The sequence below is a fragment of the Chryseobacterium camelliae genome (genome assembly GCF_030818575.1).
Classification (GTDB): Bacteria; Bacteroidota; Bacteroidia; order Flavobacteriales; family Weeksellaceae; genus Chryseobacterium; species Chryseobacterium camelliae_A.
Window position 1 is genome coordinate 2,854,574 of record NZ_JAUTAL010000001.1, and the last position, 13,479, is coordinate 2,868,052.

The following is a 13,479-nucleotide window of genomic DNA, read 5'->3' on the forward strand; positions in this document are numbered from 1 at the left end:
ATAGCCGGTAGCATGATAAAGCTCATTGCCTGTTACGGTGTAAAAATTGTACCTTTAGTATAAAGAAAGCGTATGATGACAGGACCGAGATTTTCAGATTCCGAACACTTCAGGCATTTCTGGACCAAAGGCAATGGGAAGCAGCTTATTGAATTTTCGGGAGCTGAAGTAAGCCTTGACGAATTTCAAAAGTTTGCCCCCTACTTTTACCATACTGATGAAGCCGGAGACGAGGTAGTAAAAGAGATATATTTTACGCGTCAGTTTTTGGAAGCGTCAAAAGAAATCGAGCTGTTCATCCGGAATCCGGTTTCAGGACAGGATGATGTTCCAGAAAGTGTCAGACAACTTTTCCTTCAAACCCAAAAGATCCCTGACTGGCTGGATTACAATCTCCTAAGAAGTGGTGCCGAACTGTGCATGCGCTGCAACCTGGATTCACTGATTTCACTCCGGGATTACTGCCTGATGGGCGGTTATGATTTCGCCTACCTGAATAAACCGCTGATCATTACCGGTGCCCTGAAAAAGGGGGCCGTAAAAAGGCTTTCGGAAACCCTGGACTTCTGGGTGAATGTTACCCGGTATGATGCTCTGGACCTGCATGCGAAAGGCTACGAATTTGCCATCAAAACCCGGATGATCCACTCCTTCGCCCGGCTTTCCATCAAAAAACATTATCAGGAGTGGGATACAGAAAACTGGGGAGAGCCTATTAATTCATGGGATATGATGGCTACCTACACAGGATTCAGCCTCGTATTCCTCCACAGCCTGCATAAGCTTGGAAACAGATTTTCAGAGGAAGAAGAATTAGGTATTTTCCACCTTTGGAAATATGTCGGCTACTTATTGGGCATACCGGAACAATTGCTGCCGGATAATAAAAAACAGGCTACCGAGTATTTTTACCTCTGGACTTCCAATCAGCCTTCTGCCGACCGGGATTCTGTTTTGCTTGCCCATTCCCTACTCAATGAATCCCTGGAAAATCCTATCCTGAAATATGATTTTCAAAGGGAAAATTTACGGTACCTGCATATCTGCTGTACATGGTTTTTGCTGGATGATGAAGTCTGCAAAAGGCTCCAGATTCCTGATGTCCCTCTCAAGAAGGCATTTCCTTTAACCAAACGAACAATCAACAGAATGTATGATGCATTTGTAAGCCGAAAAGCGAGAATCAGAAAAGGTGACAGCAGCCAGATGAAAGTCCTGAATGACTATCATAACATTACACAAAGATCAAATTTTCATTGATTACCAATCATTTAACCCTAAAAATCAAAACCGTACCGGAGAAAAAACAAGCGTTTTAAAAATTGATTAGGCGCTGGTTCAAAAGAATGCATTTTTTATAAAAATTTTAACTATAATATCCGTGCTCAAAAACAAATATTACTAGTTTTTGACGTTAAATTTTCGTAAATTTGATACAGTATTTAAGACAACTAATGAGCAATATAGACGATAAGAAAAAAGCACTTGCGCTAGTGCTTGACAAACTTGACAAAACGTACGGAAAAGGGACTGTAATGACCCTGGGAGATGATTCTGTGGACAATACCATTGAAGTAATCCCTTCCGGATCCTTAGGGTTAGACATCGCTTTAGGCGTTGGCGGATATCCAAGAGGAAGGATCATCGAAATTTACGGCCCTGAATCCTCAGGTAAAACCACTCTCACCCTGCATGCTATTGCTGAAGCACAGAAAGCGGGCGGGATCGCAGCTTTTATCGATGCCGAGCACGCATTTGACAGGACTTACGCGGCAAAATTGGGAATCGACCTGGAAAACCTTATTATTTCACAACCGGACAACGGTGAGCAGGCTTTGGAAATTGCGGATAACCTGATCCGTTCCGGTGCCATTGACATCGTAGTAATCGACTCAGTAGCCGCACTTACACCAAAAGCGGAGATTGAAGGTGAAATGGGTGATTCCAAAATGGGTCTTCACGCAAGGCTGATGTCTCAGGCGTTAAGAAAATTGACGGCCACGATTTCAAGAACTAAATGTACCGTCATCTTTATCAACCAGCTGAGAGAGAAAATCGGGGTCATGTTCGGGAATCCTGAAACCACTACCGGTGGGAACGCTTTGAAGTTCTACGCTTCGGTAAGGGTTGACATCAGAAAAGCCAGTGCACCTATTAAGAATGGTGATGAAGCCGTGGGAAGCCGTGTGAAGGTTAAAATTGTTAAAAATAAGGTAGCTCCTCCATTCAAACAGGCTGAATTCGACATTATGTACGGAGAAGGTGTATCCAAAACAGGAGAAATCCTTGATCAGGCTGTAGAACAGGGAATCGTGAAGAAAAGCGGTTCATGGTTCAGCTACGAAGAGACCAAATTAGGCCAGGGACGTGATGCTGTCAAAGATGTATTGAAAGATAATCCGGATCTTGCTGAAGAGCTGGAAAATAAAATTAAGGAAGAACTGAAAAACAAATAAGGTTTTCAGAGATTGAATATAGAGACAGCTTCAGGGCTGTCTTTTTTGTTTGTTAAAATCTGCACTTTAGCAAAACAATCAGTCCAGAGAATTGACCAGCACGAAATACCGATAGGCCAGGATAGCCTTTTGTAACTTTGTCAGGCTATTCGGATCTTTGCCGCTTAATTTGGGCAGGACGGCTTTATTTACCCGGTTAAGGAATTTAAAAAATGATTTTTTCATAACTTTATCTTTTAGCAAAGCATCCAGGCTTTCAGAACACTGCCAGACACAGAGTTCAAAAATGATGCAAACAGTTTAACAATCACAGATTAAAAGCACAACCATATGGACAATATCTTTAAAAAGCAGGTCTACGAACTGGTCAGGATGATTCCCAAAGGCCGCGTATCCACTTACGGAGCCATAGCTAAAGCTGTAGGGTATCCTAACCACTCCAGGCATGTTGGAAAAGCGATGGGCGGCTGTCCTAAGGATGTGCCGGCACACCGGGTCATTTCCGCTTCAGGCATCCTGTCTGTTCCGGAATTCCAATCCAGGCTTGAAGCAGAAGGAATTACCATACAGAATTTGAGAATCAAAAATTTTAAAACGCTCTTTTGGGATCCTCTGAAAGAAATTTAATGCATCTATTTATTTTTTAACTCCTGTACCTCTTCATTCAGCCGGTCTATTTCTTTCTTCAAAAGATCGATATAGTCCTGAAGATTTTGAATGACAGAGGTAGAAATACTGTTGAATTGTGTCATAACCCCTGCTGAAACTGCATTGTCATTGAATACAGGATTTTCATTATTGACAATTACTCTGGGTTCGTCCTCCTCATAGATCTCATCTACTGATACATTGAGAAATTTAGCAATTTTTTCCCATTCATCTTTAATGATTCTTACGTCGCCACTTTCCTTCCTGCTGTAATTGGATACATCCGTAGCAATGACTTCTGCAATATCTTTTTGTGTGTATCCCTTTCTCTTCCTTAATAAACGTAGCTTTTCCTTTTGCATGATAAAGTTTTTAAAGCAATAAAAGTACAATTTGTACACCTATTGCACAACAAATTAACAACAAATGTGCAATCAATATCCTTGTCTCAAGCTGTACATATCCATAAGTTTGTCCTGCAAACCATTTAATTCTTCAAATGATGAAAAAATTATTTTTATTGGCAGCTCTTGGAGTTGCGGGATTCGCCAGTGCATTTCTTTTCAGAACTTCGTGTGGAAAAATTGTGAATGCAAGTGATGCAGGAATAAAAGATATGGAGTACAGAAAGATTTTAAATACCTTAAATCCCATTATTGGCGATGTATGCGGAAGTGCAAATACTTTCATTATAATCTACAATCATTAATCGTTTTTCAAGGTATATACCAAACGATATTGCTTTCAATCGCAATCACCATGGAAAAATACCTTTTGCCGGCAATGATACTGATTACAGTTTTTGCGAAATCCCAGGGTTTTAATTTCCTTTATGAAGCAGATTATAAGATGGTATACAAAGATCAGAAAGTAAATCCAATAACCCAGGAAGAAACATTTGCCTTACTCATAAATACCAAAGCATCTTATTATAAGAGCATGAAGAAATATGGAGAGGATTCTTTGAAGTATGAGAAGAAAATCCATGAGAAGACGGACTTCAGGGAAGGGCTGCGATTCATCACCGATTTCCCTGAATATATCGGCACCACATCAGGCAAGCTGTATGTAACACTGCCTATAGGCAATAAACCTTTTACCTATGAAGAAACCAACAGCCTTAAATGGCAAATCGTTAATGAGCATCAATCTTTAAACGGATACCGCTGCCAAAAAGCGGTTACTAAAAAATACGGCAGAACCTGGGTTGCCTGGTTCACCAGGGACATTCCCTTTCCGTTCGGACCGTATAAATTCAATAAGCTTCCCGGACTGATCATAGAAGTGTACGATGAAAATAAAGACTATGTATTTTCGCTGTATGATTTCAGGAAAAGAACATACTTCTGTCAATCGGCAAATATGTCACCTGATGCATCAACTGTCCGGAAAAGTAAAGTTTTTGATTTCCAAAGGAAAGAAATTACAGATCCGAATAATTACAATAAACTGATTACAGATCCTGAAACATTAAGTTATATATTGAAAAAAGCCAGGGAAAGAGCCCAACATTATAATCCGATAGAATTAAGCATAGATTAATCAGTCACTTGGAAATTTTTATATTTGATGAAACAATATAAAAAATGATGAAATACTTTTTTATTATAATCCTGTTTTTCGCCCTGCTTTGCAGCTGCAGTAAAAAATCCTCACAACCCGTTGTCGATTACAGCACGGATTATGAACAAAACCGCCGTATGCTTGATCTTAACTATGCTGCCAAAGTACAAAAGCAGCAGACCATAGCCTTATTGGACGGGAAGGTTTCTGATTTGGTGGACATTGAACGTCTGATGGCCCGGGGTAAGATCAGGGACTTTACCATTATTAAAGACAGCGCGGAAATAGAAAAGCTACACTATTCTTACGGAAACGTAAAAACAGTTATCATCGCCGTTAAAAAGTGACAAAGAGGCTGTCCATCAGCCTCTTTTTATATAATATTTGTACTGATATTCAGGTGATGGAGTACAACAGTAAAGAATCTGAGGTTATCAGCATTCAGAAAAAATGAAATGTGGAGGTTAATTTAACCTATGGAGGGGAGTGATGTGTTAAAAGTTTCGGCGAGGCCTGTGGCCTCGCCGAAACGCTTTTTTTATTGGGTAATCTGTTGATAACTTCTCTGGATGAAGTCAGTAAGATCTTTTCCTTTCAGTAAGTTCTGTGAAAGTTTAGCCAAGTCAAGCGCATGGCGGATCAGGCTTTCTTTGGCTTCCGCAGATTCTGTTTTTAAAATCTGGCCGGCAAAATCGCTGTTGGAGTTCACCACGAGATTATACATCTCCGGGAATCCTCCCATACCAAACATTCCGCCTCCTCCGGTCGCCTGCATGTCTTTCATTCTTCGCATGAATTCAGGCTGGGTAATGGTAAACGGAGCATCCGTGCTGTCGAGATCCTCAAGCTGAACCGTAAACTTGGCATCTTTAATCGCCTCTTCCACTTCTTTCTTCAGGGATTCTTTTTCCGTATCGTTAAGCTTGGCTATGACAGGTTCATCTTTTTTGATCAGGTTATTAATATGATCGGCATCTACCCGTGCAAAGGAAACATTTTCTTTTGACCCTTCAAGCTTCTGGATCACATGCGGAACGATTGGAGAATCCAGAAGAAGCACTTCATATCCTTTATCTCTGGCAGACTGGATGTAGCTGTGCTGTTCATCAGCATGGGTAGCATAGAGGATGATCAGTTTACCGTCTTTATCGGTCTGTAGAGGTTTTATCTTCTCTTCCAGCTCATTCCATAGGAAGTATTTGCCGTCAGTAGTAGGGTATAAGGTAAATTTATCTGCTTTTTCAGCAAACTTTTCTTCAGTGACGATCCCGTATTCGATGACCACCTTAATGTCATTCCACTTTTTCTCGTAATCCTCACGGTTTTCATTGATCAGTGAGGCCATTTTATCCCCTACTTTCTTCGTGATGTAGGAGGAGATTTTCTTCACAGCACCATCGGCCTGCAGGTAAGAGCGCGAAACGTTCAATGGGATATCCGGAGAGTCGATAACTCCTCGCAGGAGCATAAGGAAGTCAGGAACGATGCCTTTCACCTCATCTGTAACGAACACCTGGTTCTGGTACAGCTGAATTTTGTCCTTTTCAATATTTAAATTATTATTCAGCTTAGGGAAGAACAGGATACCAGTAAGGTTGAAAGGATAATCCACGTTCAGATGGATGTGGAAGAGAGGTTCTTCAAACTGCATCGGATACAGCTCATGGTAGAACTTCATATAATCCTCATTAGTCAGTTCGCTTGGGGCAATCGTCCATGCTGGCGTAGGATTATTGATGATATTGTCCACTTCCTCGGTTTCAGCCACAGCATCTTCCGGGGCATCTTCCGGTAAAGGCAATGTATGTGTTTTGGTCCCGAATTTAATCGGAACAGGCATGAATTTATTGTATTTCAGCAGCAGTTCGCGGATTCTGCTTTCTTCCAGAAACTCGGTAGAATCTTCCGCAATATGAAGGATAATTTCCGTTCCTCTGTCGGTTTTTTCTGTGGTTTCTTCAAGAGTGAACTCAGGGCTTCCGTCACAGATCCATCGTACTGCCGGTTCATCCTTGTAAGATTTCGTTAAGATCTCAACTTTTTCAGCCACCATGAAGGCAGAATAAAACCCAAGACCAAAGTGCCCGATAATTCCTGCATCTTTAGCCGTATCCTTATATTTTTCAAGGAATTCTTCTGCTCCGGAGAAAGCTACCTGATTGATGTATTTCTCAACTTCTTCGCCGGTCATCCCGATTCCCTGGTCAATAATACGGAGAGTTTTCTGTTCTTTATCAAGCTTTACTTCAATTTTCGGATTTCCGTATTCTACCTTTGCCTCACCGATCCCGGTTAGGTGTTTCAGTTTTAAAGTCGCATCTGTAGCATTTGAAATAAGTTCCCTTAAGAAAATTTCATGATCGCTGTACAGAAACTTTTTGATAAGCGGAAAAATGTTTTCCACCGATACATTAATATTTCCCTTAGTCATAATAATTTTTTGTTTTTAATTTTCTTTACTTTCACAAAAAAAATACCGATCCGGATAAAGTGACATATTGACATTTCGTTAAACGTGATGCAAAAAGCAAGATCTAAAACAGACCATTACGGCTTCTCAAACTTAGCCAATGATTACTACAAAATCACTTAACTTACCTTGAAAAATAAGCCATAAAAAACGCTTCAAAAAATTGAAGCGTCTTGTATTTTATTTACTAGTCTATTTAGTTTTCAAGGATATATGAGAACATCAGAGGCGCACAGATGGTAGCATCACTTTCGACGATAAATTTCGGTGTGGTGATATCCAGTTTACCCCAGGTAATTTTCTCATTAGGAACAGCACCTGAATACGATCCGTAAGAGGTTGTCGAATCTGAAATCTGGCAGAAATACGACCAGAACGGAATGTCATGCATTTCCATATCCTGGTACAGCATCGGCACCACACAGATTGGGAAATCCCCTGCAATACCTCCTCCGATCTGGAAGAATCCTACTCCTTTTCCTGCTGAATTCTTAGTATACCAGTCAGCAAGGTAAGTCATGTATTCAATTCCTGATTTCATAGTAGAAGGCTTAAGCTCACCTTTGATGCAGTAAGAAGCGAAGATATTTCCCATAGTAGAATCTTCCCATCCCGGAACTACAATCGGAAGGTTTTTCTCAGCTGCTGCAATCATCCATGAGTTTTCTCTCGGGATCTCATAGTACTGCTCCAAAACTCCTGAAAGGATCATTTTATACATGTATTCATGAGGGAAATAACGCTCGCCTTTGGCTTCAGCATCTTTCCAGATTTCCACGATATGTTTCTGCAACCTTCTGAACGCTTCCTCCTCAGGAATGCAGGTATCGGTTACCCTGTTCAGCCCTCTTTCAAGAAGACCCCATTCTTCCTGCGGCGTCAGGTCCCGGTAATGAGGTACTCTTTCATAGTGAGAATGCGCCACCAGGTTCATCAGGTCCTCTTCCAGGTTGGCTCCTGTACACGAAATGAAATCCACTTTTCCCTGACGGATCATTTCTGCAAGGATTTTTCCCAGTTCAGCCGTAGACATGGCTCCTGCCAGCGTAATCATCATTTTCCCGCCGTCTTTCAGATGGGCAACATAGCCTTTTGAAGCATCCACCAATGCAGCCGCATTGAAATGAAGGTAATATTTTTCTATAAATTCAGAAATCGGTTTGCTCATTATTTTGATTTTTGCAAAGATAAAACTTAAAAACGGAATGTAGCGGCTGCACTCAGAGAAACTCGGTGTAAACCTTCTCTTTCTTTCTCCCCGAATTCATAAGCTACACCATTAACGGTCATCTTCCTCAGCGTTCCTGCGGTAAGCCCGAGCTTAGGACCTATCATGAAGTTTTTGTGGATCATATACTGATATCCTATACCGGCATCCATCCCGAGATTGCTTCCTTTTCCTTTGGCATTGACCGGCGTATTGGTCGCCGTAGTTTTTGTGGTATACGTAATGACACCTAATGCCAGGTCAACAAAGAGCTTATGTCTTGAAGGCTCATTATAATTGGAAATAAAAATGGATGGTCCGAAGAATGTAATTCTATCTTTGGTAGTGACAGGAATAGAATATACGGTACCATTATTATTAGAAGCTGTCATAAATCCGCTGCTGGAAGCACTGAAATCGGAATACTTCACTCCTATCGCAATGGTAGCACTTCCTTTGGGGTGATAATACGCCGCAATATCAAAGTTGACCCCATGCTTCAGGTCCTTTACGTATTCTCTTTCATCCCTGGACAATCCGGAAGCGGTTTCCGCTGTCCTCCAGGCGTATCCTACCGATGGTATGATGGAAAATTTCTGTTGTGCAAAGAAAAAAGGGGAAAGGGATAAAACTCCCAGTGTTATTAGTTTTTTTGTCATGATCAAATTTTCCGGCAAAAATAAGTTTTTTACAGGAGTATCAAAATTTAAACCGCCGGTTTTCTTTCTTTTCAGAAATTTTCTTTTTGGTATCCAGCCGCTTTTGCTTTTGTCCTTTAGAGGGTTTTGTAGCAAACCTTTTCTTAGGAACAATCAGCGCTTTATCTACCACCTCCATTATTTTTTCAATGGCTTTGTTCTTATTCATCAGCTGCGTCCTGCTTTCAGACACGGTAAGAAACAACATGCCTTCTGCATTGATCCGGTTTCTGAGCTTATCCGAAATCAAAGCCTTTTGAGCATCATTAAAAAATGCTGAGCCGGAAACATTCCACAATACGGTAACAGAAGTCTCCACCTTATTGACATTCTGGCCACCTGCCCCACTGCTGCGTGACGTTTTAAACTGAAGTTCCTTTGAAAAATCTCTCATACCATTTTTACAATTTGAATCTGCTCATGCTTCTTTTTTACTGACTGACCTTCTCTTTTAGTCCTATCCGGCTGACCTTCCCGTTTGGAGTCCTTGGAATTTCAGAAATGAATATAATATCTTTAGGATGATGAAAACTTTTTTCAAAAGGAATATTTTGAATCACTTCCCTGATTTTATCCGAATCCTCTCCTTCTATAACCAGTATCAATTTCTGACCCAAAATTTCGTCTTCCAGCCCTAAGAATACTGCTTCATTCGGAATTTCTCTCTTTACCACAGTTTCCAGCTGTTCAGGGAATATTTTGGCTCCGCCAGAATTAATTACGTTATCCGCCCTTCCCAGAAATCTGAACTGCTTTTCGTTAATAATCTCCACCAGATCGTTGGTCTGCAGAACTTCTTCATTCAGCTCCGGAGCGTAAATCTTTAGACATCCCCTATCATCTGTAGCAATGGAGACCTGATCAAAAGCTGTAAAATAATCTTCGCTTACCGGAGCAAGCTGTTTTAAGGCAATATGAGAGAGGGTTTCCGACATGCCATATGTTTCGTAGATATGATTTTCAGAACCCGATATTTTCTGCTTCAGACTTTCGGAAACTGCCGCTCCGCCAATAATGAGATTCTTCACCAACGGCAGCCGGTCCAAAGAATGTTCTACCTGCAAAGGTGTCAACGCACAGAAGTCGATTTCCCGGTCAAGATTCTTTAGAGGCTTTACTGACGGTTCGGAAATGAAAAGCTCAAGATGCCTTATTGCTGACCGTACGAGCATCATTTTTCCGGAAATGTATTCTACCGGAAGACATAACAATGCTGTGTCTCCTTCTTTCAGTCCCAGAAAATCACAGGTCATTTTTGCAGAATTCACCATCCGCTTTTTCTCAATTTCAAAAACTTTAGGGATTCCGGTTGAGCCTGAAGTCTGTACCTCTACCTTTTCAGAATCCGAAAACCAATTTTCAAGAAAAAAAACGATTTTTTTTTCAAATTCAGCTCCCGCATCTAAATTATTAATTCTGAGATTATTGAATTTACTTGCCATATTCGTCCTTCATAAAAAGTGGAGTAAATTTAAAAAAAAGTTTGTGAACCCCTTGCATGTAAAGAAAAAAGCTGTAAATTTGCACCACTGAAACAAACAAACACAGACCCATGGTGTAGCGGTAACACTACTGATTTTGGTTCAGTCATCTGGGGTTCGAATCCCTGTGGGTCTACCGAGAGGCAAATCTTAGAGATTTGTCTCTTTTTTTTGTTTGCATGAATCGATGCTTTTGGGATAGATCAGAAAATTACACAGAATGAATAAGGAATAGTTTGCTGTACATCAAATAAAGATTACGAATTCATAAAAAAACAAAATGGAGAACATAATGTTCTCCATTCCGTCATCTGACTGTACTACTTACATTACCGCTTTAAAAATCATAATCTTTTGTAAAATCCGCTCCATTTCCGGACAGGGTTTTATTCGTTTCATTGACTACCACCTCGCCGTTTACTTCTGCTTTGAAGCTAAACTTCAAATCGGAGTTGTAATTGATCACCTGAATTCCCGAGGTAGCCATTTTAAATGGGGTTACAGATTCTATCACATACGTTGTCGTTCCGCCGGTAAAATCGTTGTCGCCAAGAGAAACCCCGGCTTCATTGTTTTTTGTTACTCCATTTACTTTCCAGAATGTTTTCTGATTGGTGTCATAGCTTGCTCCTACAATGACGAAAGAAATATAGTCCGCATCGTCAATGGCAGAGTTGACGCTGATCGTGAACTTATAGGTTTTGTTCCCATCTGCCGGTGTTGCCTGATCATCATCACTGCTGCATGAACTGATGGAAATACATCCAAAGATCAGTAACAAAATGGCTGTGAAATTTTTAATACTTAGGTGATTTTTCATGTGAATTTATTTTAGTGTTGTTGTAATTTCCCCTTATCAATTTCCTCATTCATCACTAAAAATATTTTCAGGTGTTCTGAAAAATTTCCGATGAAACTGCTGAATCCATGTTCACTTTGCTTATCTCTTTTCTTGGTAAGGAAAAACTTCCGCAAAACTTAATACTTCTGCTGTTGGTTAAATTGAGCAGTCAGTGATTCATGGGATAGTCTCTAACAAAATTATATTTAAAAGGATTGCCGGTCAATCCACAAAAACCAGTGTTTTTTTTCTAGTGGGAAATGGGTATGATCAAAATGATTGTATTTCTAATATAATCATTAAGCTATTTTAGATATTTTAGATATCAGCATACTAATGATCAATTATTTTAATATCAAATAGCTTTTGCCTGGTCTGTAATTTAGATTAACATTGTTTACCAAATCCCAATTTCTTTACACTATTTACATTTTACAAGCTTTGGTAGTGGAAATAATTCGTTCACTACATTTAAAATTAATACCATAATACCTATATGAGCATAAGTATGCATATATTTGCAGTTATAATAAATCTTTTCTAATAAGTCATGAAAATATATTCGATATTATTTTTATTCTTTTTTTTAAGTTGTGATTTCGTAAAAACATACCGTGAAAATGTTACATCAGATAAGGAAGATGCAGAAAAAGTAACTGAAAAATTCTATACATTTCTAAAACAAAATAAAAAGGAAGAAATATTTAAGTTATTTAATAATGAATTTTATAGGGCAACGAGTAAAAAAGATTTAGATCAAATTATTACATGGGCAATTGAAGAAGGAAAAATATCTTCTAAACATGTTTTGATAGATTGGAAAACCCATGTTGAAAAGGGAACTGATGCTAAATCTGAATACCTATTAACCTATAATGTTCAGAGAGGAAAGATAAAAACTGAAGAGATTTTTACGCTTACCAAAGATCAGGATGATAATATAAAAATTAAAGGATATAGATTGAACCTTGAAAATACCGAATGATACAAATAGTTGTATGTTTATCTCTAATAGCCATTAAATGACTAGTCCTAAAATAAGTTGACAATTTATCAATTACAATATTAATCCAGAAGATGTTAATTTTCCGGATTTTTTATGCTCTGCTTCCGGGGTTTTCATCTTCAGACTCAGATGTGGTCTTTTGTTGTTGTAAATACAGATACTTTCTTTAACCATGTATTTTAAATCATGAATATTTATTCATTTTGTTTTACATAAGTTATATTATTTGCAAACACTTGTCCTTTCTTTTGAGATAAGTTGTATCAAAAGATTGGGATATTTTTTTAGCCAAAACAAAACCGTACTTCTGCCTCGGATTCCATAATGTTTCTGCGTCTGCCGGTAAGTAAACTCGTCTTTTTCTATTCGATTGACCAGTCCTGATTTAAAAAGTATAGTGTAATCGCATTGTGTGCGCTTTTCTCTTGTTTTTTCTCGGGTTTTCATAATAGGTCTATTTTGTATCAACTTCTTCAGGCCGGGGCAAAGATGATAAAAAAAAGGCTGCCTCAAACGAGACAGCCTTTGCTTTTAGATCATAATAATTTATTAAATTCTTTATCTAATAATACCACGTCTTTATCGCTTATATTTATTAAAGTCAGATCATATTGAGTTAACTCTGTTTTTGTTGATATTTCCAGAATCATTTCATTCTGAGATAACTTATTAAATTTTTTGATATAAAAGTCATTTTCCGAAGCTTTTTCTTTCTCCTTTACAATTAAAGGGCCATTATATACTTTCAAAAAACTTCTGTAGTACATGTAAATACAGTCATTACTAAAATAAAATTTAACAAAAGAAATATCTGTTCCCTGGTTAATAAAACCTCTAAAAGCTACTGTTGGGGTCCTGATATCATTTGTCGAAATCAGATTACGTAAATCTACTCCTTTAGGCATATTGATAGTCTTAAAATAATTTATAATACCAATAATCATTACCAATATAGCAATTTGTGAAAATTCTTTGTTATATCTAAAATTGATTATCCCTCTGAAACCTAGTTGGCTCACTATCATCAGTATTATTATTATACCAATAATAATATAGGGTAAGATATCTTTTCCGTTAATCTTTAATCTAACTTGTCTTAATCTCATTAA

General features: G+C 38.7%; 16 protein-coding genes, 1 tRNA gene and 1 pseudogene. 8 read left to right on the forward strand and 10 right to left on the reverse strand.

Annotated features, from left to right (window positions below; all coding sequences use genetic code 11):
* The first annotated feature begins 72 nt into the window (after nucleotides 1–72).
* Nucleotides 73–1,260, forward strand: a complete 1,188-nt coding sequence (locus QE404_RS12975) for an oxygenase MpaB family protein (protein WP_307451090.1) — start codon at nucleotides 73–75, stop codon at nucleotides 1,258–1,260.
* Between the two features lie 194 nt (nucleotides 1,261–1,454).
* Entirely contained in the window at nucleotides 1,455–2,456 is a 1,002-nt protein-coding gene (gene recA / locus QE404_RS12980; RefSeq protein WP_307451093.1) for a recombinase RecA, read from the forward strand.
* Between the two features lie 78 nt (nucleotides 2,457–2,534).
* On the opposite strand, the gene QE404_RS12985 is transcribed toward recA, so the two are convergent.
* The gene (locus tag QE404_RS12985) at nucleotides 2,535–2,681 is read right to left on the reverse strand and encodes a hypothetical protein (RefSeq protein WP_307451095.1); all 147 of its coding nucleotides are present in this window, start codon (nucleotides 2,679–2,681) and stop codon (nucleotides 2,535–2,537) included.
* Nucleotides 2,682–2,786: 105 nt separating this feature from the next.
* On the opposite strand from QE404_RS12985, the gene QE404_RS12990 reads away from it, so the two are divergent.
* The gene (locus tag QE404_RS12990) at nucleotides 2,787–3,083 is read left to right on the forward strand and encodes an MGMT family protein (protein WP_307451097.1); all 297 of its coding nucleotides are present in this window, start codon (nucleotides 2,787–2,789) and stop codon (nucleotides 3,081–3,083) included.
* Between the two features lie 5 nt (nucleotides 3,084–3,088).
* Here the strand turns inward: QE404_RS12990 and QE404_RS12995 are convergent, their stop codons facing one another.
* Nucleotides 3,089–3,466 (reverse strand): helix-turn-helix domain-containing protein, encoded by a 378-nt coding sequence (locus QE404_RS12995; RefSeq protein WP_307451099.1) that lies wholly within the window; start codon nucleotides 3,464–3,466, stop codon nucleotides 3,089–3,091.
* Nucleotides 3,467–3,603: 137 nt separating this feature from the next.
* On the opposite strand from QE404_RS12995, the gene QE404_RS13000 reads away from it, so the two are divergent.
* Genes QE404_RS13000 through QE404_RS13010 form a run of 3 tightly spaced genes read left to right on the forward strand, consistent with a single transcriptional unit; the run spans nucleotide 3,604 to nucleotide 5,014 of the window.
* On the forward strand, nucleotides 3,604–3,813 hold the full coding sequence (locus QE404_RS13000; protein WP_307451100.1) for a hypothetical protein: 210 nt from the start codon (nucleotides 3,604–3,606) through the stop codon (nucleotides 3,811–3,813).
* A gap of 50 nt (nucleotides 3,814–3,863) precedes the next feature.
* Nucleotides 3,864–4,646 (forward strand): GLPGLI family protein, encoded by a 783-nt coding sequence (locus QE404_RS13005; RefSeq protein WP_307451102.1) that lies wholly within the window; start codon nucleotides 3,864–3,866, stop codon nucleotides 4,644–4,646.
* Between the two features lie 44 nt (nucleotides 4,647–4,690).
* Nucleotides 4,691–5,014, forward strand: a complete 324-nt coding sequence (locus QE404_RS13010) for a hypothetical protein (RefSeq protein WP_307451103.1) — start codon at nucleotides 4,691–4,693, stop codon at nucleotides 5,012–5,014.
* Nucleotides 5,015–5,205: 191 nt separating this feature from the next.
* On the opposite strand, the gene htpG is transcribed toward QE404_RS13010, so the two are convergent.
* The 5 genes from htpG to QE404_RS13035 form a co-directional block, all read right to left on the reverse strand.
* Nucleotides 5,206–7,098, reverse strand: coding sequence for a molecular chaperone HtpG (htpG, locus tag QE404_RS13015; protein ID WP_307451105.1), 1,893 nt, complete (start codon nucleotides 7,096–7,098; stop codon nucleotides 5,206–5,208).
* 235 nt (nucleotides 7,099–7,333) lie between these two features.
* Nucleotides 7,334–8,305 carry a deoxyhypusine synthase family protein gene (locus tag QE404_RS13020; protein ID WP_307451107.1) on the reverse strand — a complete coding sequence of 324 codons (972 nt, stop codon included), beginning with the start codon at nucleotides 8,303–8,305 and terminating at the stop codon, nucleotides 7,334–7,336.
* Nucleotides 8,306–8,331: 26 nt separating this feature from the next.
* Entirely contained in the window at nucleotides 8,332–9,003 is a 672-nt protein-coding gene (locus QE404_RS13025; protein WP_307451109.1) for a hypothetical protein, read from the reverse strand.
* Between the two features lie 40 nt (nucleotides 9,004–9,043).
* On the reverse strand, nucleotides 9,044–9,436 hold the full coding sequence (gene arfB, locus QE404_RS13030) for an alternative ribosome rescue aminoacyl-tRNA hydrolase ArfB (RefSeq protein ID WP_307451111.1): 393 nt from the start codon (nucleotides 9,434–9,436) through the stop codon (nucleotides 9,044–9,046).
* A 37-nt stretch (nucleotides 9,437–9,473) separates the two neighbouring features.
* Nucleotides 9,474–10,484: an AMP-binding protein gene (locus QE404_RS13035; RefSeq protein WP_307451113.1), complete on the reverse strand. Its 1,011-nt coding sequence runs from the start codon at nucleotides 10,482–10,484 to the stop codon at nucleotides 9,474–9,476.
* 104 nt (nucleotides 10,485–10,588) lie between these two features.
* On the opposite strand from QE404_RS13035, the gene QE404_RS13040 reads away from it, so the two are divergent.
* Nucleotides 10,589–10,659, forward strand: a tRNA-Gln gene (locus tag QE404_RS13040).
* Nucleotides 10,660–10,860: 201 nt separating this feature from the next.
* On the opposite strand, the gene QE404_RS13045 is transcribed toward QE404_RS13040, so the two are convergent.
* On the reverse strand, nucleotides 10,861–11,343 hold the full coding sequence (locus QE404_RS13045; protein ID WP_307451115.1) for a hypothetical protein: 483 nt from the start codon (nucleotides 11,341–11,343) through the stop codon (nucleotides 10,861–10,863).
* 571 nt (nucleotides 11,344–11,914) lie between these two features.
* Between QE404_RS13045 and QE404_RS13050 the strand changes: the two genes are divergently transcribed.
* Entirely contained in the window at nucleotides 11,915–12,349 is a 435-nt protein-coding gene (locus tag QE404_RS13050; RefSeq protein ID WP_307451117.1) for a hypothetical protein, read from the forward strand.
* Between the two features lie 288 nt (nucleotides 12,350–12,637).
* Here QE404_RS13050 and QE404_RS13055 read toward each other — a convergent pair.
* Nucleotides 12,638–12,817, reverse strand: a pseudogene (locus QE404_RS13055) (IS3 family transposase); the annotation flags it as partial.
* 89 nt (nucleotides 12,818–12,906) lie between these two features.
* Entirely contained in the window at nucleotides 12,907–13,476 is a 570-nt protein-coding gene (locus QE404_RS13060; protein WP_307451119.1) for a hypothetical protein, read from the reverse strand.
* Nucleotides 13,477–13,479: the final 3 nt, after the last annotated feature.